This is a genomic window from Bradyrhizobium manausense, from assembly GCF_018131105.1.
GTDB lineage: Bacteria > Pseudomonadota > Alphaproteobacteria > Rhizobiales > Xanthobacteraceae > Bradyrhizobium > Bradyrhizobium manausense_B.
Window position 1 is genome coordinate 747,486 of the sequence record NZ_JAFCJI010000001.1, and the last position, 22,658, is coordinate 770,143.

The 22,658-nt window shown below is 64.3% G+C and carries 19 protein-coding genes and 1 pseudogene; 9 read left to right on the forward strand and 11 right to left on the reverse strand.

The genetic code is table 11. The features are described 5' to 3' along the window. Positions 1 to 80: 80 nt before the first annotated feature. Entirely contained in the window at positions 81 to 578 is a 498-nt protein-coding gene (locus tag JQ631_RS03495; RefSeq protein ID WP_092229874.1) for a hypothetical protein, read from the reverse strand. Between the two features lie 481 nt (positions 579 to 1,059). On the opposite strand from JQ631_RS03495, the gene JQ631_RS03500 reads away from it, so the two are divergent. The 6 genes from JQ631_RS03500 to JQ631_RS03525 all read left to right on the forward strand — a co-directional run bounded on the left by JQ631_RS03500 (position 1,060) and on the right by JQ631_RS03525 (position 7,219). Further along, positions 1,060 to 1,293 (forward strand): hypothetical protein, encoded by a 234-nt coding sequence (locus JQ631_RS03500; protein ID WP_212324062.1) that lies wholly within the window; start codon positions 1,060 to 1,062, stop codon positions 1,291 to 1,293. A 191-nt stretch (positions 1,294 to 1,484) separates the two neighbouring features. Continuing rightward, positions 1,485 to 2,369, forward strand: coding sequence for a squalene synthase HpnC (gene hpnC / locus JQ631_RS03505; protein WP_212324063.1), 885 nt, complete (start codon positions 1,485 to 1,487; stop codon positions 2,367 to 2,369). After that, positions 2,359 to 3,198 (forward strand): presqualene diphosphate synthase HpnD, encoded by an 840-nt coding sequence (gene hpnD, locus JQ631_RS03510; protein WP_212324064.1) that lies wholly within the window; start codon positions 2,359 to 2,361, stop codon positions 3,196 to 3,198. The genes hpnC and hpnD overlap by 11 nt, the downstream gene beginning before the upstream one ends. After that, a complete protein-coding gene (hpnE, locus tag JQ631_RS03515; protein ID WP_212324065.1) occupies positions 3,198 to 4,454 on the forward strand; it encodes a hydroxysqualene dehydroxylase HpnE in 1,257 nt (418 codons plus the stop codon). The genes hpnD and hpnE overlap by 1 nt, the downstream gene beginning before the upstream one ends. Before the next feature lie 51 nt (positions 4,455 to 4,505). Continuing rightward, positions 4,506 to 6,473 (forward strand): squalene--hopene cyclase, encoded by a 1,968-nt coding sequence (gene shc / locus JQ631_RS03520; RefSeq protein WP_212324066.1) that lies wholly within the window; start codon positions 4,506 to 4,508, stop codon positions 6,471 to 6,473. Continuing rightward, positions 6,470 to 7,219 (forward strand): phosphorylase, encoded by a 750-nt coding sequence (locus JQ631_RS03525; RefSeq protein WP_212324067.1) that lies wholly within the window; start codon positions 6,470 to 6,472, stop codon positions 7,217 to 7,219. Before shc ends, JQ631_RS03525 begins: the two co-directional genes overlap by 4 nt. A gap of 99 nt (positions 7,220 to 7,318) precedes the next feature. Here JQ631_RS03525 and hpnH read toward each other — a convergent pair whose 3' ends face one another. Then, on the reverse strand, positions 7,319 to 8,479 hold the full coding sequence (hpnH, locus tag JQ631_RS03530) for an adenosyl-hopene transferase HpnH (RefSeq protein WP_212324068.1): 1,161 nt from the start codon (positions 8,477 to 8,479) through the stop codon (positions 7,319 to 7,321). 36 nt (positions 8,480 to 8,515) lie between these two features. Continuing rightward, positions 8,516 to 8,940, reverse strand: a pseudogene (locus JQ631_RS03535) (4-hydroxy-3-methylbut-2-enyl diphosphate reductase); the annotation flags it as partial. 337 nt (positions 8,941 to 9,277) lie between these two features. On the opposite strand from JQ631_RS03535, the gene hpnN reads away from it, so the two are divergent. Further along, positions 9,278 to 11,866 (forward strand): hopanoid transporter HpnN, encoded by a 2,589-nt coding sequence (hpnN, locus tag JQ631_RS03540; RefSeq protein ID WP_212324069.1) that lies wholly within the window; start codon positions 9,278 to 9,280, stop codon positions 11,864 to 11,866. On the opposite strand, the gene JQ631_RS03545 is transcribed toward hpnN, so the two are convergent. Beyond that, positions 11,834 to 12,439, reverse strand: coding sequence for a DUF2147 domain-containing protein (locus JQ631_RS03545; RefSeq protein ID WP_212324070.1), 606 nt, complete (start codon positions 12,437 to 12,439; stop codon positions 11,834 to 11,836). The two genes, hpnN and JQ631_RS03545, sit on opposite strands and share 33 nt — an antisense overlap. A 142-nt stretch (positions 12,440 to 12,581) precedes the next feature. Here JQ631_RS03545 and hpnO point away from each other — a divergent pair, with 142 nt between their 5' ends. Continuing rightward, entirely contained in the window at positions 12,582 to 13,973 is a 1,392-nt protein-coding gene (gene hpnO / locus JQ631_RS03550) for an aminobacteriohopanetriol synthase HpnO (RefSeq protein WP_212324071.1), read from the forward strand. 118 nt (positions 13,974 to 14,091) lie between these two features. Here the strand turns inward: hpnO and JQ631_RS03555 are convergent, their stop codons facing one another. The 6 genes from JQ631_RS03555 to JQ631_RS03580 all read right to left on the reverse strand — a co-directional run bounded on the left by JQ631_RS03555 (position 14,092) and on the right by JQ631_RS03580 (position 19,497). After that, positions 14,092 to 14,856 carry an anti-sigma factor family protein gene (locus JQ631_RS03555; RefSeq protein ID WP_212324072.1) on the reverse strand — a complete coding sequence of 255 codons (765 nt, stop codon included), beginning with the start codon at positions 14,854 to 14,856 and terminating at the stop codon, positions 14,092 to 14,094. Further along, entirely contained in the window at positions 14,853 to 15,401 is a 549-nt protein-coding gene (locus tag JQ631_RS03560; RefSeq protein WP_212324073.1) for a sigma-70 family RNA polymerase sigma factor, read from the reverse strand. Before JQ631_RS03560 ends, JQ631_RS03555 begins: the two co-directional genes overlap by 4 nt. 151 nt (positions 15,402 to 15,552) lie before the next feature. Further along, positions 15,553 to 15,882: a cupredoxin domain-containing protein gene (locus JQ631_RS03565; RefSeq protein ID WP_212324074.1), complete on the reverse strand. Its 330-nt coding sequence runs from the start codon at positions 15,880 to 15,882 to the stop codon at positions 15,553 to 15,555. 14 nt (positions 15,883 to 15,896) lie between these two features. Next, a complete protein-coding gene (locus JQ631_RS03570) occupies positions 15,897 to 16,841 on the reverse strand; it encodes a metallophosphoesterase family protein (protein ID WP_212324075.1) in 945 nt (314 codons plus the stop codon). A gap of 139 nt (positions 16,842 to 16,980) precedes the next feature. Beyond that, on the reverse strand, positions 16,981 to 17,817 hold the full coding sequence (locus tag JQ631_RS03575; protein ID WP_433995497.1) for an alpha/beta fold hydrolase: 837 nt from the start codon (positions 17,815 to 17,817) through the stop codon (positions 16,981 to 16,983). A 60-nt stretch (positions 17,818 to 17,877) separates the two neighbouring features. Continuing rightward, positions 17,878 to 19,497: a GMC family oxidoreductase gene (locus JQ631_RS03580; protein WP_212324077.1), complete on the reverse strand. Its 1,620-nt coding sequence runs from the start codon at positions 19,495 to 19,497 to the stop codon at positions 17,878 to 17,880. A 174-nt stretch (positions 19,498 to 19,671) separates the two neighbouring features. Between JQ631_RS03580 and JQ631_RS03585 the strand changes: the two genes are divergently transcribed. Continuing rightward, positions 19,672 to 20,844 (forward strand): M20 aminoacylase family protein, encoded by a 1,173-nt coding sequence (locus JQ631_RS03585; RefSeq protein WP_212324078.1) that lies wholly within the window; start codon positions 19,672 to 19,674, stop codon positions 20,842 to 20,844. Between the two features lie 73 nt (positions 20,845 to 20,917). Here the strand turns inward: JQ631_RS03585 and JQ631_RS03590 are convergent, their stop codons facing one another. Then, on the reverse strand, positions 20,918 to 22,540 hold the full coding sequence (locus JQ631_RS03590) for an inorganic phosphate transporter (RefSeq protein WP_212324079.1): 1,623 nt from the start codon (positions 22,538 to 22,540) through the stop codon (positions 20,918 to 20,920). Positions 22,541 to 22,658: the final 118 nt, after the last annotated feature.

Genomic DNA, 22,658 nt, shown 5'->3' on the forward strand with positions numbered 1-22,658 from the left:
GGGGCGGCGAACGCGTACCAGCAAGAAGCCCCCGGCTCGCGAGAGCCGGGGGCTTCTTCTCGAAGACCGGGATAAGGCGATCAGCCCTTCGTCATCGTGATGTTGACGCCGCGAATCTCGCCCTTGGACGAGATCTGCACCGTCTGCTTGGAGCCGTTGGTGCGCAGCGACAGATTGGCGGCAAAACCGTTGGCCTCGACGAACACGTCGATCTGGCCGCCGCCGGCCGTGCCTTGCAAATTGCCGAAGATGTTGCGGTTGGACTCGCTCCAGTTGCCGGAAATCCGCTCGCCCTGGCTGGTCACATCGCTGGTGAGGTCGAACTTGTAGCTGTCGGAGGCGCAGTGCAGCGCCTGCTTGAGGCTGAGGCCGGTGCCGGCAACCTTGTAATCCGCCTTGCAGCGGATGCGCTCGGTCGAACCATCGGACAGCGAAACCGTACCGGTGCCGGTCCACGCCCCGTCGAAACCGGCGAACGGTCCGGACGACTGAGCGTGGCTCGCCGCGACCGAGAAGAGCAGCGCCGCACCAATGCCGGCCGCCTTGATTGCCAGTTCAGATCGCCCAAAGAATTTCATCATCAGTATCCCGTTTTTGGAACGACGCCCGTTCTTGAAAGGACGTCTCGCCACATCGAAAGTTTAGTGTTGCGAGCCTGTGTCAGGTTCAAGCGGGCGATGTCTGCTTCGAAGCCTGGCCACCCACGATGTCAGGCTCGTGCAGCGGTCCAGCCATGATCTGGACCCGGATTCCCTCTGTTTCCATGTGTTTCCGGCCGGAATGGCCGGTCGGACAGATGCAGCTCTGCAACAGGTATGCAGTAAAACGTCGCCTCCCAGAATTATGACGTAGTATCAAACTCTTACATCTGCCAATGAAGACAGAGGGAAGACCTGATTTGGTCGGTGCGGCACCAATTTGGCCGCATTTGCCAGCGCTTGTGGCCTTCTCCGGTACCGCTCTCATCCCGCGGTAACTTGCCATCAGAACAATCCGTTCCCGTTGTGCCCTGTGCTGTCCGGGATTGGTGCGATTCTGCCGTCAGAATGAAGGAATACAATGCGTAAGCTTCTCGTCGCTCTCACCCTGCTGTCGGCAACTCTTTCGACGGCGGCTTTCGCCCAGGCTGGACGCGGCACGGACGCCGAGCAGAAGGCCTGCACGCGCGATGTGCAGAAGTTCTGCCGCCCCGTCATCGACCAGGGCGATTTCACCATCCTGGCCTGCCTCAAGGAGAACCGGGCCAAGATCTCGCAGGCCTGCGACCAGGTCCTGAAAGACCACAACCAGTAAGCTCGGCCACTGGCCCACAAAGGCGGCCCTGGGGCCGCCTTTTCAGGCCTGAAACGGTAGGGCTGCCATCGCGAGACAGGATTGGTTTTACGGCCGTATTCCCCTATATGGGGGCCGCGGCGGCGTCGCCGGCATGAGCCCACGCGAACGCAAAAGCCCTTCCTGTCCAAACGATTGTTGATCAGCCCTCGATGACCTCCGCGAACGAATTGCGATCCGGCAAAGGTGACCGCGACGAGAATTTTCCCGTCGCGTCCTGGATCATTCATCCGCGTCATCGCGCGCTGATTCTGGCGTACTACAATTTCGTCCGCACCGCCGACGACATCGCCGACCACGCCACGCTGCCGGCGGACGAAAAGCTTCGCTATCTCGACCTGTTCGAGGCGGAACTGCTCGGCAAGGGCGAGACCCAGGCCGAGGCTGTCGTGTTGCGCCGTGCGTTGGCCGAACGCGGCATGGCACCGCGCCACGCGCTCGATGTGCTGATCGCGTTCCGCATGGACGTGACCAAGCTGCGCTATGAGAACTGGGACGAGGTCATCCACTATTGCCGCTATTCGGCGATGCCGGTCGGCCGCTTCATGCTCGATGTCCACGGCGAGAGCACGGCGACCTGGGCCGCGTCGGACGCGCTCTGCGCCGGCCTGCAGATCAACAATCATCTGCAGGATTGCGGCAAGGATTTCCGCGAGCTCAATCGCGTCTATCTGCCGCGTGACGCGCTGGCCGCAAGCGGCGCGACCGTCGAGCAGCTCGGCCTGACGCAGTCGCCGCCGGCGATGCTGGCCTGCCTTCAGGGCCTCGCCGTGCGCAACGAGGCGCTGCTGGGTGAGGGCAGGTCGCTGAGCGCCGAGATCAGGGATGTCCGTCTCGGCGTCGACGTCGCGGTGATCCAGGCTTACGCCGACCGTATCGTGCGCCTGCTGAAGGTGCGCGATCCCCTGCGTGAGCGCGTGCATCTGAACAAGTTCGAACTGCTCATGTTCAGCCTTGCCGGCATGGTCGGTGAACTCGGCCGCCGTGCGATCGGCCGCAAGGCCATCTCGAATCCGGGGACTGCCCATGACGCTTGAGGCGACCGCGCCCAGCGCCGATTATGGCTCGTCCGCATCGAACAGCTCCTTCTACGCTGCGATGCGTATCCTGCCGCGCGACCAGCGCGAGGCGATGTTCCAGATCTACAGCTTCTGCCGCCAAGTCGACGACATCGCCGATTCCGACGGTCCGCGTGACCAGCGGCTCGCTGCGCTGCAGGAATGGCGCAACGACATCGATGCGCTCTACCAGGGCAATCCGCCGCCGCGGCTGAAGGACTACGTCGCCTCGGTGAAGACGTTCGGCCTGAAGCGCGAGGATTTCCTCGCCATCGTCGATGGCATGGAAATGGACGTACCGCAGGACATCCGCGCGCCCGACATGGCGACGCTCGATCTCTACTGCGACCGCGTTGCCAGCGCCGTCGGGCGGCTGTCGGTGCGGGTGTTCGGCCTGCCCGAGGAAGACGGCATTCAGCTCGCCCATCATCTCGGCCGCGCGCTGCAACTCACCAACATCCTGCGCGACATCGACGAGGATGCAACGCTCGGCCGGCTCTATCTGCCGCGCGAGGCGCTGCTGCATGCCGGCATCACCTCCGACGATCCGAACCGCGTCATTGCCGAGCGCGCGCTGCCGAAGGTCTGCCTGCCGCTGACGCAGCGCGCGAAGGCGCATTTCGAAAAGTCGGACGAGATCATGAACCGCAACAGGCGCCGCGTGGTGCGCGCGCCGCGGATCATGTCGAAATACTACCATTCCATTCTGGACCTCCTGATCGCGCGCGGCTTCAACGCGCCGCGCGAGTCGGTGCGTGTGTCGAAGGTCACGCGCTTCGCGATCCTGTTCCGATACGCTTTCATCTGATGCAGAACACAGCTCACATCATCGGCGCTGGAATTTCCGGCCTCTCCGCCGCTGTGCGGCTCGCCAATGCCGGCTACAAGCTCGCCGTGCACGAGGCGACGCACCAGGCCGGCGGCCGCTGCCGCTCCTATTTCGACGGCGCCACCAATCTCACCATCGACAACGGCAATCATCTGCTGTTGTCCGGCAACAGCCACGCGCGCGCCTATGCGCGCTCGATCGGCACCGAGGCGGGCCTGGTCGGGCCTGAGACCGCGCAGTTTCCCTTCGTCGACATCAAGACCGGGCAGCGCTGGCAGATCGATCTCGGCAATGGCCGCTGGCCTGCCTGGGTGCTCGATGAGGGGCGCCGCGTCCCCGATACGGGCCTTACCGATTACCTCAAGCTGGCGCCGCTGATCTGGGCGTCGGAACAGACGTTGGTCGGCAAGTCCATTCCCTGCGAGGGCATTCTCTATCAGCGTCTGGTGCAGCCGCTGCTGCTCGCGGCGCTCAATGTCGATCCGCCCGAAGGCTCGGCCGGGCTCGCCGGTGCGATCGTGCGCGAGACGCTGCTTGCGGGCGGGCAGGCCTGTCGTCCGCTGATCGCGCGCGACGGCCTCAGCGCCGTGCTGATCGAGCCTGCCGTGAAGTTTTTGCAGGACCGCGGCCACACCGTTCAACTCGGCCATGAGCTGCGCTCCTTCGTCAGCGCCGACGGCAAGGTCGGTGCGCTGAATTTTGGCGGCGAGGACGTCGTCCAGCTCTCTGCCGGCGACGTGATCGTGATGGCAGTGCCGCCGCGCGCGGCGACGAGCCTGCTGCCGGGCCTGACCGCGCCGACCGAATTCCGTGCCATCGTCAATGCGCATTTCCGCGTTGAGCCGCCGCCGGGTTCGGCACCGATCCTGGGCGTCATCGGCGGCGTCGTGGAATGGCTGTTCGCGTTCCCGAACCGGCTCTCCGTCACCATCAGCAATGGCGACCGCCTGGTCGACATGCCGCGCGAGGAACTCGCGCAGGCGATCTGGAACGACGTCTGCGAGGCTGGTGGCGTGTCGGGCGAGCTGCCTCCGTGGCAGATCGTGCGCGAACGCCGTGCCACATTTGCGGCAACCCCGGCGCAGAACGCCCTGCGTCCAGGGCCGGCGACTACGCTGAAAAACCTGTTTCTTGCCGGCGATTGGACTGCTACGGGATTGCCTGCAACCATCGAGGGATCGGTCCGGTCCGGTGACCGCGCCGCAGATCTGGTTTTGGCCGCAAAGCGGCCCTGACGGGCAAATGCCCCCGTCAATTTCAATCGACGATCGGAGCAATCGAGCGACATGGATTCCGTGAACGCGACCAGCCGCGAAGCCCTGGAATCGAAAGCTTTGGAAACGAGCATTGCCTCGGCCACGCAAGGCGTGCTCGACTTCCAGCAACCCGACGGCCATTGGGTGTTCGAGCTCGAGGCCGACGCCACCATTCCCGCCGAATACATCCTGCTGCGCCATTATCTCGCCGAGCCCGTCGACACGGTGCTCGAGGCCAGGATCGCCAACTATCTGCGCCGCATCCAGGGCGCCCACGGCGGCTGGCCGCTGGTCCACGACGGCGCCTTCGACATGAGCGCCAGCGTGAAGGCCTATTTCGCGCTGAAGATGATGGGCGATTCCGTCGATGCTCCGCACATGGTGCGTGCGCGCGAAGCGATCCATTCGCACGGTGGCGCGATCAACAGCAACGTCTTCACTCGGTTTCTGCTCGCGACGTTCGGCGTCGTGACCTGGCGTGCGACGCCGGTGCTGCCGATCGAGATCATGCTGCTGCCGTTCTGGTTCCCGTTCCACATCAACAAGATCTCGTACTGGGCGCGCACCACCATGGTGCCCTTGATGGTGATCGCCGCGCTGAAGCCGCGCGCGAAGAATCCGCTAGGCGTCGGCATCGACGAGCTGTTCCTCCAGGATCCGCGCTCGATCGGCATGACCGCGAGGGCGCCACACCAGAGCAAGGCCTGGTTCGTGCTATTCCGCGCGCTCGACAGCGTCCTGCGCGTGGTCGAGCCGATGTTTCCCAAGCGCCTGCGCCAGCGCGCCATCGACGCCGCGCTCGCTTTCACCGAGGAGCGGCTCAACGGCGAGGACGGCATGGGCGCGATCTATCCGCCGATGGCCAACATCGTCATGATGTATGACGCGCTCGGCAAGGACGAGAACTTCCCGCCGCGCGCGATCACGCGCCGGGGCATCGACAAGCTGCTCGTGATCAAGGGCGACGAGGCCTATTGCCAGCCCTGTGTCTCGCCGGTGTGGGACACCACGCTGACGGCGCACGCGCTACTGGAAGCCGGCGGCGACAAGGCGGTGCCTGCGGCGAAACAGGGCCTCGACTGGTTGATCCCGAAGCAGGAGCTTCAGGTGAAGGGCGACTGGGCGGTGAAGCGCCCCGACGTGCGTCCGGGCGGCTGGGCCTTCCAATACAACAATGCCCATTACCCCGATCTCGACGACACCGCCGTTGTGGTGATGTCGATGGACCGCATGCGCCGGGAGCACGGCGCGACCGGCTATGACGCGGCGATCGACCGCGCCCGGGAGTGGATCGAGGGCATGCAAAGCGACGACGGCGGCTGGGCTGCCTTTGACGTCAACAACCTCGAATACTACCTCAACAACATCCCGTTCTCCGACCACGCCGCGCTGCTGGATCCGCCGACCGAGGACGTCACCGCGCGCTGCATCTCGATGCTGGCCCAGCTGGGCGAGACCCACACCAGCAGCAAGCATGTGGCCGAAGGCGTCGCCTACCTCAGGAAGACCCAGCACCCGGAGGGGTCCTGGTACGGCCGCTGGGGCATGAACTTCATCTATGGAACCTGGTCGGTGCTCTGCGCCCTCAACATGGCCGGGGTCGACCACGGGGATCCCATGATGCGGAAGGCCGCTGGCTGGTTGGCCTCGATCCAGAACAAGGACGGCGGCTGGGGCGAGGATGCGGTCAGCTACCGGCTGGACTACCGGGGTTGGGAACCCGCCCCCTCGACCGCCTCACAGACGGCATGGGCCTTGCTTGCCCTGATGGCCGCTGGCGAGGTTGATCACCCGGCCATCGCCCGAGGGGTGGAGTACCTGATTGCAACACAAAACGAAAAAGGACTGTGGGACGAGCAGCGGTATACCGCCACAGGCTTCCCCCGCGTGTTCTATCTGCGGTATCATGGTTACCCGAAGTTCTTTCCGCTGTGGGCGCTGGCTCGCTATCGGAACTTGCGGAGCACCAACAGCAGGGTGGTAGGGGTCGGAATGTGACTTTGGGGACGGGGGACTATATTACCGCGGGCAATGCCATTGATCCGCGGCCGATCTTGATCGTGACTGGACTGGTTCAGGAGGCCCGCATTGCTGCCGGGCCCGGGATGGCGGTCATTTGCTCGTCGAGCAGCCCCGCCCAGTTGCGGGCGCTGCTGACGGTGGTCGATCCTGAGACGATTCGCGGCGTGATCTCGTTCGGCGTGGCCGGCGGGCTCGACCCGAGCTTGCGATCCGGCGACGTCGTGGTGGCGACCGAGGTGCTCTCGGGCGATGCCCGCTGGGGCGCCGGGCTGTCGCTCAGCGACGACCTCATCGACAAGCTGACCTCCGGCCGCCGCCGGGTCGTGCGCGGTTCCCTGGCCGGCGCCGAGGAAGTGGTCACGGGCTCATCCTGCAAGGCAGCGCTCCATTCGGAGACTGGCGCCTCCGCCGTCGACATGGAAAGCCACATCGCGGCCGCCTATGCCGCCGAGGTCGGCTTGCCGTTCGCCGCGGTCCGCGTCATCAGCGACCCCGCCCACCGCGCGCTGCCGGCGCTCGCCCGCGCCGCGATCAAGCCGAACGGCCAGATCGACCTCGCCGCCGTCCTGCGCGGCATCGTCCGCAATCCGGCGACGCTCCACGCGCTGGTCTCGACCGGCATCGACTTCAACCGCGCGCTGCGGAGCTTGCGCGGCTGCCGCGACTTCCTGATCGGCACGGAGTTGCTGGAGAGCGAGGCCTTGGTGTCCAAGGCAGCCTGAGCGGCGTCGCTGAGCTGACAAAGAGCTGGACTGACAAAGAAAAGGCCCGGTCGCCAATGACGACCGGGCCTTTTTCGTTTGTGACTGTGACCTGCGCGCTTACGCGGCCGTCGAAGCCTTCCGTGCAGCCTTTGCTTCGGCCGCCGCGGCTTCGTCCTTGCGGATCTCGGAGAGCTTCTTCTGGACCTGCTCGGAGAAGATGTACTGCGCCGGGCGCTGCTTCGACATGTCGATCTCCGGCGCCATCGGGCCCGAAGTCTTGATGCCGCGCAGCGACACCCACATCGCCTTGATCGGGTTGTTGAGCGCTGCGGTCGCAGCCGTCGGCTCGTAACCGCAATGGGCCATACAGTCGGCGCACTTCTCGTACTTGCCGGTGCCGTAGGTCTCCCAGTCGGTGGTGTCCATCAGCTCCTTGAAGGTTTTTGCGTAGCCTTCACCGAGCAGGTAGCAGGGCTTCTGCCAACCGAAGATGTTGCGCGCGGGCATGCCCCACGGCGTGCACTCGTATTCCTGGTTGCCGGCGAGGAAGTCGAGGAACAGGCCGGAGTGCATGAAATTCCACTTCTTGCCCTTGCCCATCGCAAAGACGTCGCGGAACAGCTTCTTGGTCTTGGTGCGGTTGAGGAAGTGCGCCTGGTCCGGCGCGCGCTCATAGGCGTAGCCGGGCGACATCGAGACGCCGACGCCGAGCTCGACGGTAAGGTCGAGGAATTTCGCGATCTCCTCGGCCGGGTGGCCGTCGAAGATGGTGGCGTTGACGTTGACGGTGAAACCACGCGCCTTCGCGGCCTTGATAGCGGAGACGGCGCGGTCGAACACGCCCTTCTGCGACACGGCCTTGTCGTGGTGGTCCTTCAGGCCGTCGAGATGGACGGAGAAGAACAAATACGGCGAGGGCTCGAACAGATCGAGCTTCTTCTCGAGCAGCAGCGCGTTGGTGCAGAGCGAGACGAACTTCTTGCGGGCGACGAGGCCGCGCACGATCTCGCCGATCTCCTTGTGGATCAGCGGCTCGCCGCCGGGGATCGCCACCATCGGCGCGCCGCACTCGTCGGCTGCGTCCCAGCACTCCTGCGCGGTCATGCGGCGATTGAGGATCGCATCGGGATAATCGATCTTGCCGCAGCCGACGCAGGCGAGGTTGCAGCGGAACAGCGGCTCCAGCATCAGCACGAGCGGATAGCGCTTGCGGCCCAGCATTTTCTGCTTAAGCAAATAGCCGCCGATACGCATTTCCTTGAAGAAGGGGATTGCCATTACACGTTTTCTTTCTGGGCTTGAAATTCGGGTAGGTCAGCTTGCCGGTTGGGCCGGAAGCCTGAATTCAATGTTTTCCTCGCGGCCGGGGAGCACCGAAATCATCACCGGTCCAATCCGCCGCAGCGCTTCGATCACGTCATCCACCAGCACCTCAGGCACCGAGGCGCCGGCCGTGAGGCCGACGATTCTGGCACCATTCAACCACTTCGGATTGAGCTCGCGCCATCGGCGATCAGATAACTCGCGACACCGGCCTCAGTGCCGATCTCGCCGAGCCTGTTCGCGTTCGAGCTATTGGCGGCGCCCACCACCAAAATCACGTCGACCAGCTTACTCAAGTCCCTTACCGCAGATTGGCGGTTCTGTGTCGCATAGCAGATATCCCGGATGTCTGGGCGTTGAATGTCTGTAACTTTGGCTTGAAGAGCCCCGATAATGTCCCTGGTGTCATCGACCGACGGGGGGCCGGCGCATCCAAGCACAGCACTTTGTGTCAAAAAATCGGCAAGAGGGAAAGGTGGAAGGGGCCGCAGGTTCCGAACAGGACCGATCTGAGGTATTATAGTGCGCCCGCTTTAGAAGGCAAGGCGGCGACATTTGCGCTCACCCCTTCGTCACTTTACCGCCTCAACTGCGCGGCTATACCGGCCTCCCGCATGATTTTGCCATGGTCCGTCGCCGCTTACCTCGAACCTTGTTCCGGCGCGAACGACCCAAACGGCAATAGGTTTCGCTCGGGAACTCCGCTAAACAGCGGGCGTTTTCGGCAGGCTGTTAACCGCAGAAAGAAAAGAAGTGCTGCAAAGCGTAGTCGTTGCCATCGTCAGGGCCTGTACCCGGTTTGCCTCCCTCGTCGTCGTTCTCGGGCTCCTGCTGGCGGTGGGGGCGGGCTATTACACGTCCCGGCACTTCGCCATCAACACCGACATCAATTCGCTGATTGCGCAGAACCTGGACTGGCGCCAGCGCGACCAGGAGTTCGACCGCGCCTTCGACCGTGATGCGACGATTCTCGCGGTCGTCGAGGCCCGGACGCCGGAGATGGCGACCGCAGCGGCGGACGCACTGTTCGCGAAGCTGAAGGACAACAAGACCGAATTCCAGTCGATGCAGCAGCTCGGCACCGGCGAGTTCTTCGAAAAGAACGGTCTGTTGTTCCTGCCGACCGAGGAAGTCGGCAAGATCACCAGCCAGTTCGAATCCGCGGCGCCCCTGATCGAGATCATGGCGGGCGATCCGTCGATCCGCGGCCTGACCGGCGCACTGGAGACCGGGCTTGCCGGCGTCAAGCGCGGCCAGGTCAAGCTCGACAGCACCGAACGTCCGTTCAACCAGATCGCAGAGACGGTCGAGACCGTGCTCAACAAGGGCAATGCGATCTTCTCCTGGCGCGAACTCGTGAGCGACAAGCCGCTGTCCGACTCGGACAAGCGTGCCTTCATCGAGTTCAAGCCGATCCTCGACTACAACGCTCTGGAGCCCGGCAAAGGCGCAACCGACGCGATCCGCAAAGCCGCGGTCGACCTCGATTTCGCGACGAAGTATCAGGCGCGGGTGCGGCTGACTGGTCCGGTCCCGATTGCCAACGAGGAATACGCCACCGTCCAGGAAGGCGTCGTCGTCAACGGCGTCGGCACGGTGCTCGTCGTGCTCCTGATCCTGTGGCTGGCGCTGCATTCCTCGAAGATCATCTTCGCGGTGTTCGTCAATCTCTTCGTCGGCCTGGCGATCACGACCGCCGCGGGACTGATGATGGTCGGCTCGCTCAATTTGCTGTCGATTGCGTTTGCGGTGCTGTTCGTCGGCCTCGGCGTCGATTTCGGCATCCAGTACAGCGTCCGCTATCGTTCAGAGCGCTACAAGCACGACGATCTCACTGCCGCTCTGGTGCGCGCGGCGAGGCGCTCGGCAGTACCGCTGTCGCTGGCGGCAATGGCAACCGCGGCGGGCTTTCTTTGCTTCCTGCCGACCGCCTACAAGGGCATTTCGGAGCTCGGCCAGATTGCCGGTGTCGGCATGCTCGTGGCCTTCATCTCCTCGATCACCATCCTGCCGGCGCTCCTGAAACTTCTGAACCCGCCCGGCGAGAAGGAGCCGGTCGGCTACGCCTTCCTGGCGCCGCTCGATCATTTCCTGGAGAAGCACCGCGTGCTGGTCGTCGGCGGCACGCTGCTGCTCGCGATCGCCGGTCTGCCGCTGCTCTATTTCATGAAGTTCGACTTCAACCCGATGAACCTGCGCAACCCGAAGGCCGAGTCGATCGCGACCTTTCTCGACCTGCGCAAGGATCCGAACACCGGCGCCAACGCCGTCAACGTGATGGTCAAGTCGGAGGAGCAGGCCAAGCAGGTCGAGGCGAAGCTGGAGAAGGTGCCGGAAGTGTTGCGGGTGATGTCGCTCGACAGCTTCGTGCCGGAGGACCAGGAACCGAAGCTGAAGCTGATCGCGCAGGGCGCCAAGATCCTGAATCCCGCGCTCAACCCGGATCAGGTCGACGCGGCGCCGTCGGATCAGGAAAATGTCGAGTCGCTCAAATCCTCGGTCGACAATCTGCGCCGAACCGCTGGTGACGATAAGGGCCCGGGCGCAGTCGCCTCGCGACGCCTCGCCGACGCGCTGGAGAAGCTCGCCAATTCGGACGAAGCGACCCGCAACAAGGCGCAGGACGTTTTCGTCACGCCGTTGAAGATCGTGTTCGACCAGCTCAGGAAGGCAATGCAAGCCGAGCCGGTGACGCTGAGTTCACTGCCACCCGATCTTGTGAGCGCCTGGAAGAGCAAGGATGGCATCATTCGCGTCGAAGCTCAGCCGAAGGGCGATCCCAACGACAATGATACGCTGCGCAAATTCGCGGCCGCAGTGCTCAACGCTGAGCCAACCGCGATCGGCGGGCCGGTCTCGATCCTGAAATCCGGCGACACCATCGTGAACGCTTTCATCCATGCCGGCATCTATGCGCTGCTGGTGATCGGCCTGTTGTTGTGGATCACGCTGCGCCGCATCGTCGACGTGCTGATGACGCTGGTGCCGCTTCTGGTTGCCGGCGCGGTCACGCTCGAAATCTGCGTGCTGATCGGCTTGCCGCTCAACTTCGCCAACATCGTCGCGTTCCCGTTGCTGCTCGGCGTCGGCGTCGCGTTCAAGATCTACTATGTCGTGGCGTGGCGCTCGGGCAGGACAAACCTGCTTCAGACCAGCCTGACGCGCGCGATCTTTTTCAGCGCCCTGACCACGGCGACGGCATTCGGCAGCCTGTGGCTGTCGAGCCATCCCGGCACGTCCAGCATGGGCAAGCTGCTCGCACTCTCGCTGGTGACGACGCTTGCCGCAGTGCTGCTGTTTCAGCCGGCCCTAATGGGCAAACCCCGCAATCTCAGGGAGTAGGCAGATGTCGCCGACGGGATCGGCGGCACCTTTCTGACCCGGCTTGGCCGCGGCGGCGCTCTTCGGAGCCGCCGTTGTCGGCGCGGCCTTGGGCGCCGCACCTGTCGTCTTGGACGTACTCTTGGCCATGGCGTTGGCCGTGCTCGGGGGGATCGGCGGACCGACGCGGGTCCAGGTCTCTCCGCCGCACAGGATGCCCAGCACGCAGCCCTTGATCTCGAGCTGGTCGGTGCCGACGGGCGTGATGGTCGCACTATACATCTGACCATCCTTGGCGTTGTAGACCTGACCTTCCCACTGCTCCGCGCCGGGCGACTTCTTCATATTGATGAGGGTCGGCATGCCCAAGGTCGGCCTGTTCTTCTTTGAGGCATCCGGGTTGTTTTCGTCGCGGCCGCCGGGCTGCTTTTCCCAGGAAACCGCACCCCACATGCCGCCATTGCATTGGGCGACACGAACATTGGCGACGCCGTCGGCGACTCGCCAGTCGCCGGTAGGATCGGCGGCAAGCGCTGGTGTCAGGCCGGCGCAACCGCCTGCCAGTATTATTCCGGTGTAAATGGCCAAACGCATGAGTGTTCCTTGGCAGTGCAACATGGTCTAAAGCTGTGCTTGCGAAGATGGTCCGAAAAAGGGCAAAAGGCCGCACAGACCCTTTTCCGTCGGCTGACCGTTTTCAGTTGACGAAGCGGCCCTCAACCGAAGTATGTAGCGGATGAACAGTCCAAATCCAGACATGTCTCAGCTATTCGCGGACCGTCAGGCCCAGCGAAGCACCCTGCATAACCGGTTCCTGAACGAGCAGTTCGTCCGGGTTCTCAAGACCATCGGCTACGATGTCGGCTTCCAGAAGGGGCAGGGGCAGTACCTCTACGATCGCGAGGGCGCGCGCTATCTCGACCTGTTGTCCGGCTTTGGTGTGTTCGCAATCGGGCGTAATCATCCGGTCATGCGCGAGGCGCTGAAAAGCGTGATCGACGCCGATCTGCCCAACCTCGTCCAGTTCGACGTCTCGGTGCTTGCCGGCGTCCTCGCCGAGCGGCTTTTGAAATATGTTCCATATCTCGACAAGGCCTTCTTCGCCAATTCCGGCGCCGAATGCGTCGAGGCCGCGATCAAATTCGCGCGCGGCGCCACTGGCCGCCCCGGCATCGTCTATTGCGCCCACGGCTATCACGGCCTGACCTATGGCGCGCTGTCGCTGACCGGTGATTCGAACTTCCGCACCGGCTTTGAGCCGCTGCTGCCGGGCTGCACCTCGGTTCCTTTCAACGATCTTGCCGCGCTGGAGAAGGCGCTGGCCTCGCGCGAGGTCGCGGCCTTCATTGTCGAGCCCATCCAGGGCAAGGGCGTCAACATGCCCACCGACGAGTTCCTGCCGGGCGCGGCCGCGCTCTGCAAGAAATACGGCACGCTGTTCGTTGCCGACGAGATCCAGACCGGCATGGGCCGCACCGGCCGCTTCCTCGCGGTCGAGCACTGGAACGTCGAGCCCGACATGGTGCTGCTGTCGAAGTCGCTGTCGGGAGGTCACGTGCCCGTGGGCGCCGTGCTGACGCGCAAGACCATCTTCGACAAGATCTTCAACCAGATGGACCGCGCCGTGGTACACGGTTCGACCTTCTCCAAGAACGACCTCGCGATGGCGGCGGGCATCGCCACGCTCGATGTGATGGAATCCGAGAAGCTGATCGAGTCCGCCGCCAAGCGCGGCGCCGAGCTTCGTCTTGCGCTGACCCGCATGGTGCCCGGCTATGAGCTGCTGAAGGAAGTGCGCGGCAAGGGTCTGATGATCGGCATCGAGTTCGGACCACCGAAATCGCTGCGGCTGCGGGCCTCCTGGAACGTGCTTGAGGCCGCCAATAAGGGCCTGTTCTGCCAGCTCATCACCGTGCCGCTTTTCAAGGACCACAAGATCCTGACGCAGGTCGCCGGCCACGGCAGCCACACCATCAAGCTGCTGCCGCCGCTCACCATCACCGAAGAAGACTGCAGCTGGATCGAGCGCGCCTTCGACGACGTCATCGCCGGCAGCCATAAGGTCCCCGGTGCGATCTGGTCGCTCGGCAAGACGCTGGTCGACAACGCGGTGCGGCGGTCGGCGTAAGTTCCGTCGATCCATCTCAACGATCGTCATTGCGAGCGAAGCGAGGCAATCCAAAATCTTTCCGCGGAAAGATCCTGGATTGCTTCGTCGCTAGTGCTCCTCGCAACGCTGGCCGAGCCTATCCCTCCACATTCGCCTTCATCGCCGCCTCGAACTTGTCGACGAACTCGGTGAGCTCGTCGCCGCCGATGTCGCTGACGGCCCAGAAGTTCAAGCCGCGCTCGCCCCAGCGGCGGCAGTTGAAGCCCTGCATGGTCTGCGTCTTCGGCGGCCGGTGCTCGGTGCTCGCGGTCTGCGCCACGAACAGGTTGATGATGTGCTGCCGCCGCCGGTAGACGACGGCGCCGATGGCGCGCGCATCGACATAGTCAAGCCGGCCGCCGACCAGGGTAAAGCCTTGCGCGGTGAGGTCGATTACGGGCGGAGCGACGTCGAGCTTGCCGTTGAACCAGGGCTTGACCGTGTGCTGGTCGGTCGAGACGACGTCGATGAGATGGCCGGCCTGGAGCGAGCGCAGATGCGCGGAGACGACCTCCGAGAGGATGCGCTGCTGGTCGTCCTGGCGCAGCACGACGGCGACGACGCCGGAGGCGGCGAGCGCCGAGACCGCCGAGCCCATGGCGAAACCGCGCAGCACGGAGCGACGGCTCGGCTGCGGCCGCGCTTGCGGTATCGACGCCTCGATACGGGCGCGCAAGGTCGCGGGCGCGCTGTAGCGCAGCTTGGTGTCGGCCAGCACGCGCTTCATCTCGCGCTGCGCGGCCAACTCGGCCGTGCAGGCCGGGCAGGTGGCGATATGGGCTTCGACCTCGCGCGCGTGGCCGGCATCGAGCTCGTTGTCGAGCAGCGCGTGAAGCAGGATGTTTGCTTCGTCGCAGGTCATTTCGAGTGCTCCTCTTCCGCCGTCCAGGCCGCGCGCAGCATGGCGCGGGCGCGGGCGAGGCGGGACATCACGGTGCCGACGGGGGCGCCGACGGCGTCTGCAATTTCACGATAGGACAGGTTGTTGATCTCCCGCAGCACGAAGGTTTCCTTGAACGGCTCGGCGAGCGCGTCGATCATCTTGCGAATGGCGCCGGCGTCGCGGCTGCGCAGCACCTCGGTCTCCGGGCTCGCCTCGTTCTCCTGCCACATCGGCGTCTGGTCGGAGGCGCCGGGTGTGTCCTCGATCGCGGCGTGCTTGTGTGCGCGTCGGGCGTATTCGGCGTTGCAGACATTGCGCAGGATCGCGAACAGCCACGGCTTCATCGCCGGACCGCGATAGCTGTCGAAGTGCTTCAGCGCACGCAAATAGCATTCCTGCACCGCGTCCTCCGCGTCGGAGGCGTCGCGCAGCAAGTAGCGTGCGAGCGTGTAGACGTCGTCGAGATAGGGCAGCGCCGCCTCGCGGAAGCGCTGCGCCTTCTGGAAATCGTCGCTGACGGGCATCGCCTCTCGCTTTGCCTCTTGCTGCGTTTCGTACGTCGTTGCGTGCTTCGTGTCGTCCTTCGTGCCGTCCTTGGGTCTGGCCGAAGGCACACGAGCCCGGCCGGCGTGGGACCACCGGCCGGGCAGGACAGAGATGCCTTGGTTGGAGACGTTACTCAACCGTGATCATCCCGGTCATGTGCGGGTGCAACGAACAAAAATACTTGTAGTCGCCCGCATTGGTGAAGGTGAACGTGAATTTGTCGTCGGTATCCAGGGTCTTGGACCTGAATTTTCCGGCCGACACCACGGTGTGGGGGATGTCGTCCCGGTTCGTCCAGGTCACGGTCGTGCCGACCTTGATCTTGAGCTCCGGCGGCTGAAAGACAAAATTGTCGATATGCACCTCCAAGGCGGTGTCGTCGGCACGGGCGGTCGTGACGGGGAGCAGGATGGCCGCGGCCACAGCGACCCCGAAGTCGCGGCGATTGAGTGTCTTCATCTGTCAGCTTCCGATTAACCCTGGAGCGGCGTGTCGATGATCGCGAGCCGCTGCTCATTCTGCTTGAAGTTGATGCTGGCGACCCCGAGCATCGAGCGGAGCTTGGCGTCCTCGACCTTCATCGGTCCGGGCGAGGAGGCGGCGCCCGGTGCCGGTTGCGGGAAGGCGGTCGAACGCGCGGTGTGGAAGGTGACGTTGCCCTCGACCTTCTGCATCACCTGATGGATGTGGCCGTTGAGCACGGTGACCGAGCCAAAGCCCTTGACGTATTCGAGCGCGCGGCCGCCGTCCTCGGTGCCCCAGCCCCATTCCGGATAGACGGTCCACAGCGGAATATGAGCGAACAAGACAATGGGCGTGGATTTCGACTTGCCGCGGAGATCGTCCTCGAGCCAGGCAAGCTGCTCGGCGCCGAGATTGCCGAGACCGCCGGCCTTGAGGTCGACGACGTTGACGAGGCCGACGAAGTGCACGCCGCCGGCGTCGAAGGAGTACCAACCCGCGCCCTTGGTGCCGCGGCCGTAGCGCTCGCGATAGAACTTCACCTCTTCGTCGAGGAAGTCATGCTCGCCGGGCACGTAGTGAACGTCCAGCTTGGACTGCGAAATGATGCGATCGGCGTTATCGAACTCGGCGGCCTTGGACAGATGGGTGATGTCGCCGGTGTGGATCATGAACGACGGCTTGGCCGGCATCGCGTTGATCTTGTTGACGGCTTCTTCCAGCGTGCCCAGCGCATTGGGGTTGGCCGGCTTGTCGAAGCCGACATGGCTGTCGCTGATCTGGAGGAAGGTCATGCCGGGCGCGGCGGCGGTTGCGGCCTCAGCGGAATCGATGATGCCGAGCGAGCGCGGCACACCACCCGTGATGGTCCAGAGCACCCCGGTGCCGGCCCATGTCATGCATTCCAGCACCTTGCGGCGGCTGACGCCGTCGTCCCCGTGATCGTGTCCGCTCATCGCACGTCTCCTTTGGCCCGGAATTGGGCTTCGGGGGAGGTGATCGGGGGAGGGTCCGATTTATTCGCGGGGCGTGATGACGTTTTCGTGAGGTGGGATCACATGCGCCTGGCGCGGGACCTCGGAGGTGAACGGAGACCTACGCAGAAAATTCCCGGACCGCTTGCACCACCATGGCCGGAGCTTCCTGCGCTACGCAATGGCCGGCGCCTTCGAAGACGAGCGTTCGGGCGTGCGGGATGAGCGCCCTGGCGCGTGAGGCCATCTCCTTGTAGATCGGCCACGATGTCTCGGCGGTCGTCACCATCACGGGGCACGCGACTTCGCTGAACCAGGCAAAGGGATTGCCGCGCGCGTCGCCGATATAGACTTGCTCCATCGCCTCGTAGATCGGACGCAGCATCGCCGACTCGATCTCGGGCGTGCAGCAAAGGCGTATCCGGCCATTGTCGAGTGAAGTGAAGCCGTGCCGGACATAGGCCCAGAGCGACGTCTCGGTCCAATCCGCAAAGGCAGGCGCGGCACGGTAGCGTTCGAAGACGGCATCGGCACTGTCGAACTCTGCCTGTCGGCGCAGCGCGCCCTGCGCGCGGGAGAGCGATTGCTCGCTCAGTCCTGCGGATGGATCGCGCGCCGCCTTCGGATTCATGACGGTCGGCTCCATCACGAACAGGCGCGTAAAGCATCCCGGCAGCATCTTTGCCGCCAGCAAAAGGTCAGTCGCGCCCGCGCTGTGGCCGACGCCATAGACCTGGCGCAAGCCCAGCGCATCGATCACCCGGCAGATGTCGTCGGCAAAATCCACGAAGTGATATGTCGCGGGCTTGTGACTGGCGCCGTGACCACGGCGATCCAGTGCATAGACGGTGTGGGTCGATGCGAGCTCGCGCGCGACCTCGTCCCAGACGTCGGCGACGAAGCCGGTGCCATGCACGAGCAGGGCGGCCGGCTTGCCGCTTTCGCCCCATTGCAACATGGCGATCTCTGCGCCTGGGAGGCCGATGGAAAAGCGCTGAGAGATCATGGTGAGGGGATGCTACTTCGCATCCTCCAAAATCATCGCAGCACCCTTCTCGGCGATCATTGCCGTCGGCGTGTTGGTGTTGCCCGAGGTGATCGTCGGCATGATCGAGGCATCGACGACGCGAAGACCGCTGAGGCCATAGAAGCGCAAGCGTTCGTCGACCACAGCCATGGGATCGCTCGCCGCGCCCATCTTCGCGGTACCTACGGGATGGAAGATGGTGGTGCCGATGTCGCCGGCGGCCTTTGCGAGCGAGGCATCGTCGTTGCCGACGGTGGGGCCGGGCAGATATTCGGTGGGGCGATATTTAGCGAGCGCCTTCTGCTGCATCAGGCGGCGCGTGGTGCGGATGGCGTCTGCGCCGACCTGGCGGTCATCGTCAGTCGACAGATAGTTTGGTGCGATGATCGGCTTCTCATCCGGCGTGGCCGAGCGCAGCCGCACGGTGCCGCGCGAGGTCGGCTGGAGATTGCAGGCGCTGACCGTGATCGCCGGAAAGCGGTGCAGGGGATCGCCGAACTTGTCGAGCGACAGCGGCTGCACGTGGAACTGGATGTTGGCGCGCGCGCGCGTCGCGTCGGAGCGGGTGAAGATGCCAAGCTGCGAGGGCGCCATGGTCAGCGGACCGCGGCGGCGGAAGGCGTAGTCGAGGCCCATCAGGCCGCGGCGGAACAGATTGTAATAGGTCTCGTTCAGCGTGCGCACGCCCTCGACCTTGTAGATCGCACGCTGCTGCAGATGGTCCTGCAGATTGCGTCCCACACCCGGCTTGTCCATGACGATGTCGATGCCGAGCGGCGACAGCCAGTCGGCAGGCCCGATGCCGGAGCGATGCAGCACCTGCACCGAGCCGATCGAGCCGGCCGACAGGATCACCTCGCGCCTCGCGCGCGCCTCGATGATCTCGCCGTTCTGGATGAAGCGGACGCCGACGGCGCGGCCCTGCTCGATGATCAGGCGATCGACCAGCACATGCTTCTCGAGCCGCAGATTGGGACGGTTCAGCGCCGGCTTGAGGAAGCCGCGCGCCGACGACCAGCGCCGGCCGCGCTTCTGGTTGACGTGAAAATAGCTGGTGCCTTCGTTGTCGCCGGTGTTGAAGTCCGGGATGCGCTTGATGCCCATTTCTTCCGCGGCATTGCCGACGGCATCGAGAACGTCCCAGGACAGCCGCGGCGCCTCGATACGCCAGCCGCCGCCGGCACCGTGATGCTCGCTTGCGCCGAGGAAGTGATCCTCTAGCCGTTTGAACAGCGGCAGCACATCGTCATAGCCCCAGCCGGTCATGCCGAGTTGGCGCCAGTGATCGTAGTCGGCGGCCTGGCCGCGCATCGAGATCATGGCATTGATCGCCGAGGAGCCGCCGATCACCTTGCCGCGGGGATAGGATAGCGAGCGGCCGTTCAGGCCCGGCTCGGCCTCGGTCTTGAACATCCAGTCCGAGCGCGGATTGCCGATGGCGAAGAGGTAGCCGACCGGAATATGGAACCAGATCCAGTTGTCGTCCCCGCCGGCCTCGAGGATGAGGACGCGGTTTTTGGGCTCCGCCGATAGCCGGTTGGCCATGATGCAGCCCGCCGTGCCGGCGCCCACAACAATGTAGTCAAACTCACCTTCGAGCCGTCTCGGCATTCTGCTTCCACCCGGATGATCTCTAAACGTTCCACCCTAATAGGCAGACGAAGACGGCCGGGACAAGTCCGGCCATGACGTGAGGACAGGTCTACCCTCGATCTGTGGGAGTTAGGCGGACTGGTGGTCGCATGGTAGACAGTCCTGTATTTTCAACAAAGCTTGAGTCCCTCCATGCCGATCGTGAACCGCGTCGCCGACCTTCAACCCGATATCCAGGCCTGGCGGCGTGACATCCACCAGCACCCCGAGTTGCTTTATGACGTCCACCGCACCGCAGCATTCGTCGCGGACCGTCTGCGCGAGTTCGGTTGCGATGAGGTCGTGACCGGCATCGGCCAGACCGGCGTGGTCGGCGTGATCAAGGGCAGCAAGCCGACGGGCGAGGGCCTCAAGGTGATCGGCCTGCGCGCCGATATGGATGCGCTGCCTGTCGAGGAACAGACCAACCTGCCTTACGCGTCCAGGATTCCGGGCAAGATGCACGCCTGCGGCCATGACGGCCACACCGCGATGCTGCTCGGTGCTGCGCGCTATCTCGCCGAGACCCGCAACTTCGCCGGCGACGCCATCGTGATCTTCCAGCCAGCCGAGGAAGGCGGCGCCGGCGGCGCGGCCATGGTCAAGGACGGCATGATGGAGCGCTTCGGCATCGAGCAGGTCTACGGCATGCACAACGGTCCCGGCATCCCGATCGGCTCGTTCGCGATCCGGCCGGGCCCGATCATGGCGGCGACCGACGAGGTCGACATCAAGATCGAGGGGCTCGGCGGCCACGCCGCGCGCCCGCACAAGTGCATCGATTCCGTTCTGGTCGGCGCACAGGTGATCACCGCGCTGCAGTCGATCGTTGCGCGCAGCGTCGATCCGCTGGAATCAGCGGTGATCTCGATCTGCGAATTCCACGCCGGCAATGCCCGCAACGTCATCCCGCAGACCGCGGAACTGCGCGGCACCATTCGCACGCTGTCGCCGGAGGTGCGCAAGCTTGTCGAGAAGCGCGTGCGTGAAGTGGTGGCGGGCGTTGCGCAGATCACTGGCGCCAAGATCGATTTGCACTACAAGCGCAACTACCCTGTCGTGAACAATCACGCCGCGGAGACCGAGGTGGCGGCGCGCATTGCCAAGCAGGTCGCAGGCGACGCCAATGTGCACGACATGCAGCCGCTGATGGGCGGCGAGGACTTTGCCTACATGCTGGAAGCGCGTCCCGGCGCGTTCATCTTCTGCGGCAACGGCGACAGCGCCGGCCTGCATCACCCCGCCTACAATTTCAACGACGAGGCGATCGTGTTCGGCACGTCCTACTGGGTCAAGCTGGTCGAGGAACAGCTCGCGGCGTCGTGACACTGAGCGAAATCATAATGAAAAGGGCCCGTGCATCGCACGGGCCCTTTTTGTTGGTGTGCCGTCTCGCTGCTCAGAAGACGTGCGAGAACAGATAGTAGAGCACGCCCGAGATGATCATCGCGGCCGGCAGGGTCAGCACCCAGGCCATCGCGATGTTGCGGATCGTCGCCCATTGCAGGCCCGAGCCGTTGGCGGCCATGGTGCCGGCGATGCCCGATGACAGCACGTGGGTGGTCGACACCGGCAGGCCGTAGATGTCGGCGGCAGCGATGGTGGCGGCCGCAGTGATCTCGGCGCAGGCGCCCTGCGCATAGGTCAGGTGGGTCTTGCCGATCTTCTCGCCGACCGTGACGACGATGCGCTTCCAGCCGACCATGGTGCCGAGGCCAAGCGCAATGGCGACCACGATCTTTACCCAGCCAGGGATGAACTTCGTGGCGCTGTCGAGCGAGCCCTTGTAGGCGTTGAGCACGGTGACATCGGCAGCGCTGAGCTCCGCTTCCTTGTCCTTCATCAGGAAACGTAGGGCTTCGGAGGCGAGGTACATGTCGTTACGGGTGTTGCCGACGAGGTCGGCCGGCACCTTGGCGAGCGAGCCGTAGGTGCTCACCTGCCTGGAGATGTCGCGCACGAGCACGGCGAGCGACGGGAACGTTCCGGCGTTGACCTCGTGCTGCGCGACATAGTTGGTCACTGCGGGCCGGGGATTGCCGATCACGTTGTAGCCGGCAGCCTTGCCTTCGATGATCTTGCTGGCGGCCTCCGAGTTCTGGCTGAACGCGGCGAGCTGGCTTTCCGGCAGGGCGCGGTTGAGCGCGTAGGCGGTCGGCACGGTGCCGATCAGGATCAGCATGATCAGGCCCATGCCCTTCTGACCGTCATTGGAGCCGTGGAAGAAGCTCACCAGCGTGCAGGTGAGGATCAGGATGCCGCGGATCCACCACGGCGGCGGCTGGTCGCCCTTTGGCTCGCCGAACAGAGCGGGCGTCACGCGCAGCAGCACGGTGCGCAGGATCAGCAGCAGGCCGGCGGCAAGCGCGAAACCAAACAGCGGCGACAGCAGCAGCGCCTTGCCGATGTTGGTGGCCTGGGTCCAGTCGACGCCGGTGGTGCCGCTGCGACCATGCAGAACCGCATTCATGATGCCGACGCCCATGATCGAGCCGATCAGCGTGTGCGAGCTCGAGGCCGGCAGGCCAAAATACCAGGTGCCGACGTTCCAGATGATGGCGGCGATCAAGAGCGCGAACACCATCGCGAAGCCGGCGCTGGAGCCGACCTGGAGGATCAGCTCGACCGGCAGCAGCGAGACGATGCCGAATGCGACTGCGCCGGAGGACAGCAGCACGCCGAACAGGTTGAACATGCCGGACCACACCACGGCGATATGGGCGGGCAGCGAGCGGGTATAGATCACGGTCGCGACCGCGTTGGCGGTGTCGTGGAAGCCGTTCACGAACTCGAAGCCGAGCGCGATCAGGAGCGCGACGAAGAGCAGGAGGAAGGGAGCGAAGGTCTTGACCTGCGCGCCGGACGCATCGACGTCGACCCAGATGCTGTAGGCGACGAAGAGCAGCGCGGCGGCGATCACGCCCATATAGATCACGCCGGTGAGCGGATGGAATCCGCGATTGAGGTCCGGCCCCTTACTCAAAGCAGGCTCGATGGAGCCCGGCAAAGCAACGTCACTCATTGGAAATTCTCCTGTCCCAAGGCCTCGACTTTGCGCGCGGCGTGTGACAGGCGATTGAAACGGCGTGCAGGCCGCCGAAATGACGTGCGTTCTCCACGGCTTGTTGCTGTGCATCGGA

What these genes read in the sequence shown, in the direction of transcription:
- JQ631_RS03495 (WP_092229874.1), bottom strand. Translation starts at nt 578, where the DNA reads ATGAAATTCTTTGGGCGATCTGAACTGGCAATCAAGGCGGCCGGCATT.
- JQ631_RS03500 (WP_212324062.1), top strand. Translation starts at nt 1,060, where the DNA reads ATGCGTAAGCTTCTCGTCGCTCTCACCCTGCTGTCGGCAACTCTTTCG.
- hpnC (WP_212324063.1), top strand. Translation starts at nt 1,485, where the DNA reads ATGACCTCCGCGAACGAATTGCGATCCGGCAAAGGTGACCGCGACGAG.
- hpnD (WP_212324064.1), top strand. Translation starts at nt 2,359, where the DNA reads ATGACGCTTGAGGCGACCGCGCCCAGCGCCGATTATGGCTCGTCCGCA.
- hpnE (WP_212324065.1), top strand. Translation starts at nt 3,198, where the DNA reads ATGCAGAACACAGCTCACATCATCGGCGCTGGAATTTCCGGCCTCTCC.
- shc (WP_212324066.1), top strand. Translation starts at nt 4,506, where the DNA reads ATGGATTCCGTGAACGCGACCAGCCGCGAAGCCCTGGAATCGAAAGCT.
- hpnH (WP_212324068.1), bottom strand. Translation starts at nt 8,479, where the DNA reads ATGGCAATCCCCTTCTTCAAGGAAATGCGTATCGGCGGCTATTTGCTT.
- JQ631_RS03545 (WP_212324070.1), bottom strand. Translation starts at nt 12,439, where the DNA reads ATGCGTTTGGCCATTTACACCGGAATAATACTGGCAGGCGGTTGCGCC.
- hpnO (WP_212324071.1), top strand. Translation starts at nt 12,582, where the DNA reads ATGAACAGTCCAAATCCAGACATGTCTCAGCTATTCGCGGACCGTCAG.
- JQ631_RS03555 (WP_212324072.1), bottom strand. Translation starts at nt 14,856, where the DNA reads ATGACCTGCGACGAAGCAAACATCCTGCTTCACGCGCTGCTCGACAAC.
- JQ631_RS03560 (WP_212324073.1), bottom strand. Translation starts at nt 15,401, where the DNA reads ATGCCCGTCAGCGACGATTTCCAGAAGGCGCAGCGCTTCCGCGAGGCG.
- JQ631_RS03565 (WP_212324074.1), bottom strand. Translation starts at nt 15,882, where the DNA reads ATGAAGACACTCAATCGCCGCGACTTCGGGGTCGCTGTGGCCGCGGCC.
- JQ631_RS03570 (WP_212324075.1), bottom strand. Translation starts at nt 16,841, where the DNA reads ATGAGCGGACACGATCACGGGGACGACGGCGTCAGCCGCCGCAAGGTG.
- JQ631_RS03575 (WP_433995497.1), bottom strand. Translation starts at nt 17,817, where the DNA reads ATGTTGCAATGGGGCGAAAGCGGCAAGCCGGCCGCCCTGCTCGTGCAT.
- JQ631_RS03580 (WP_212324077.1), bottom strand. Translation starts at nt 19,497, where the DNA reads ATGCCGAGACGGCTCGAAGGTGAGTTTGACTACATTGTTGTGGGCGCC.
- JQ631_RS03585 (WP_212324078.1), top strand. Translation starts at nt 19,672, where the DNA reads ATGCCGATCGTGAACCGCGTCGCCGACCTTCAACCCGATATCCAGGCC.
- JQ631_RS03590 (WP_212324079.1), bottom strand. Translation starts at nt 22,540, where the DNA reads ATGAGTGACGTTGCTTTGCCGGGCTCCATCGAGCCTGCTTTGAGTAAG.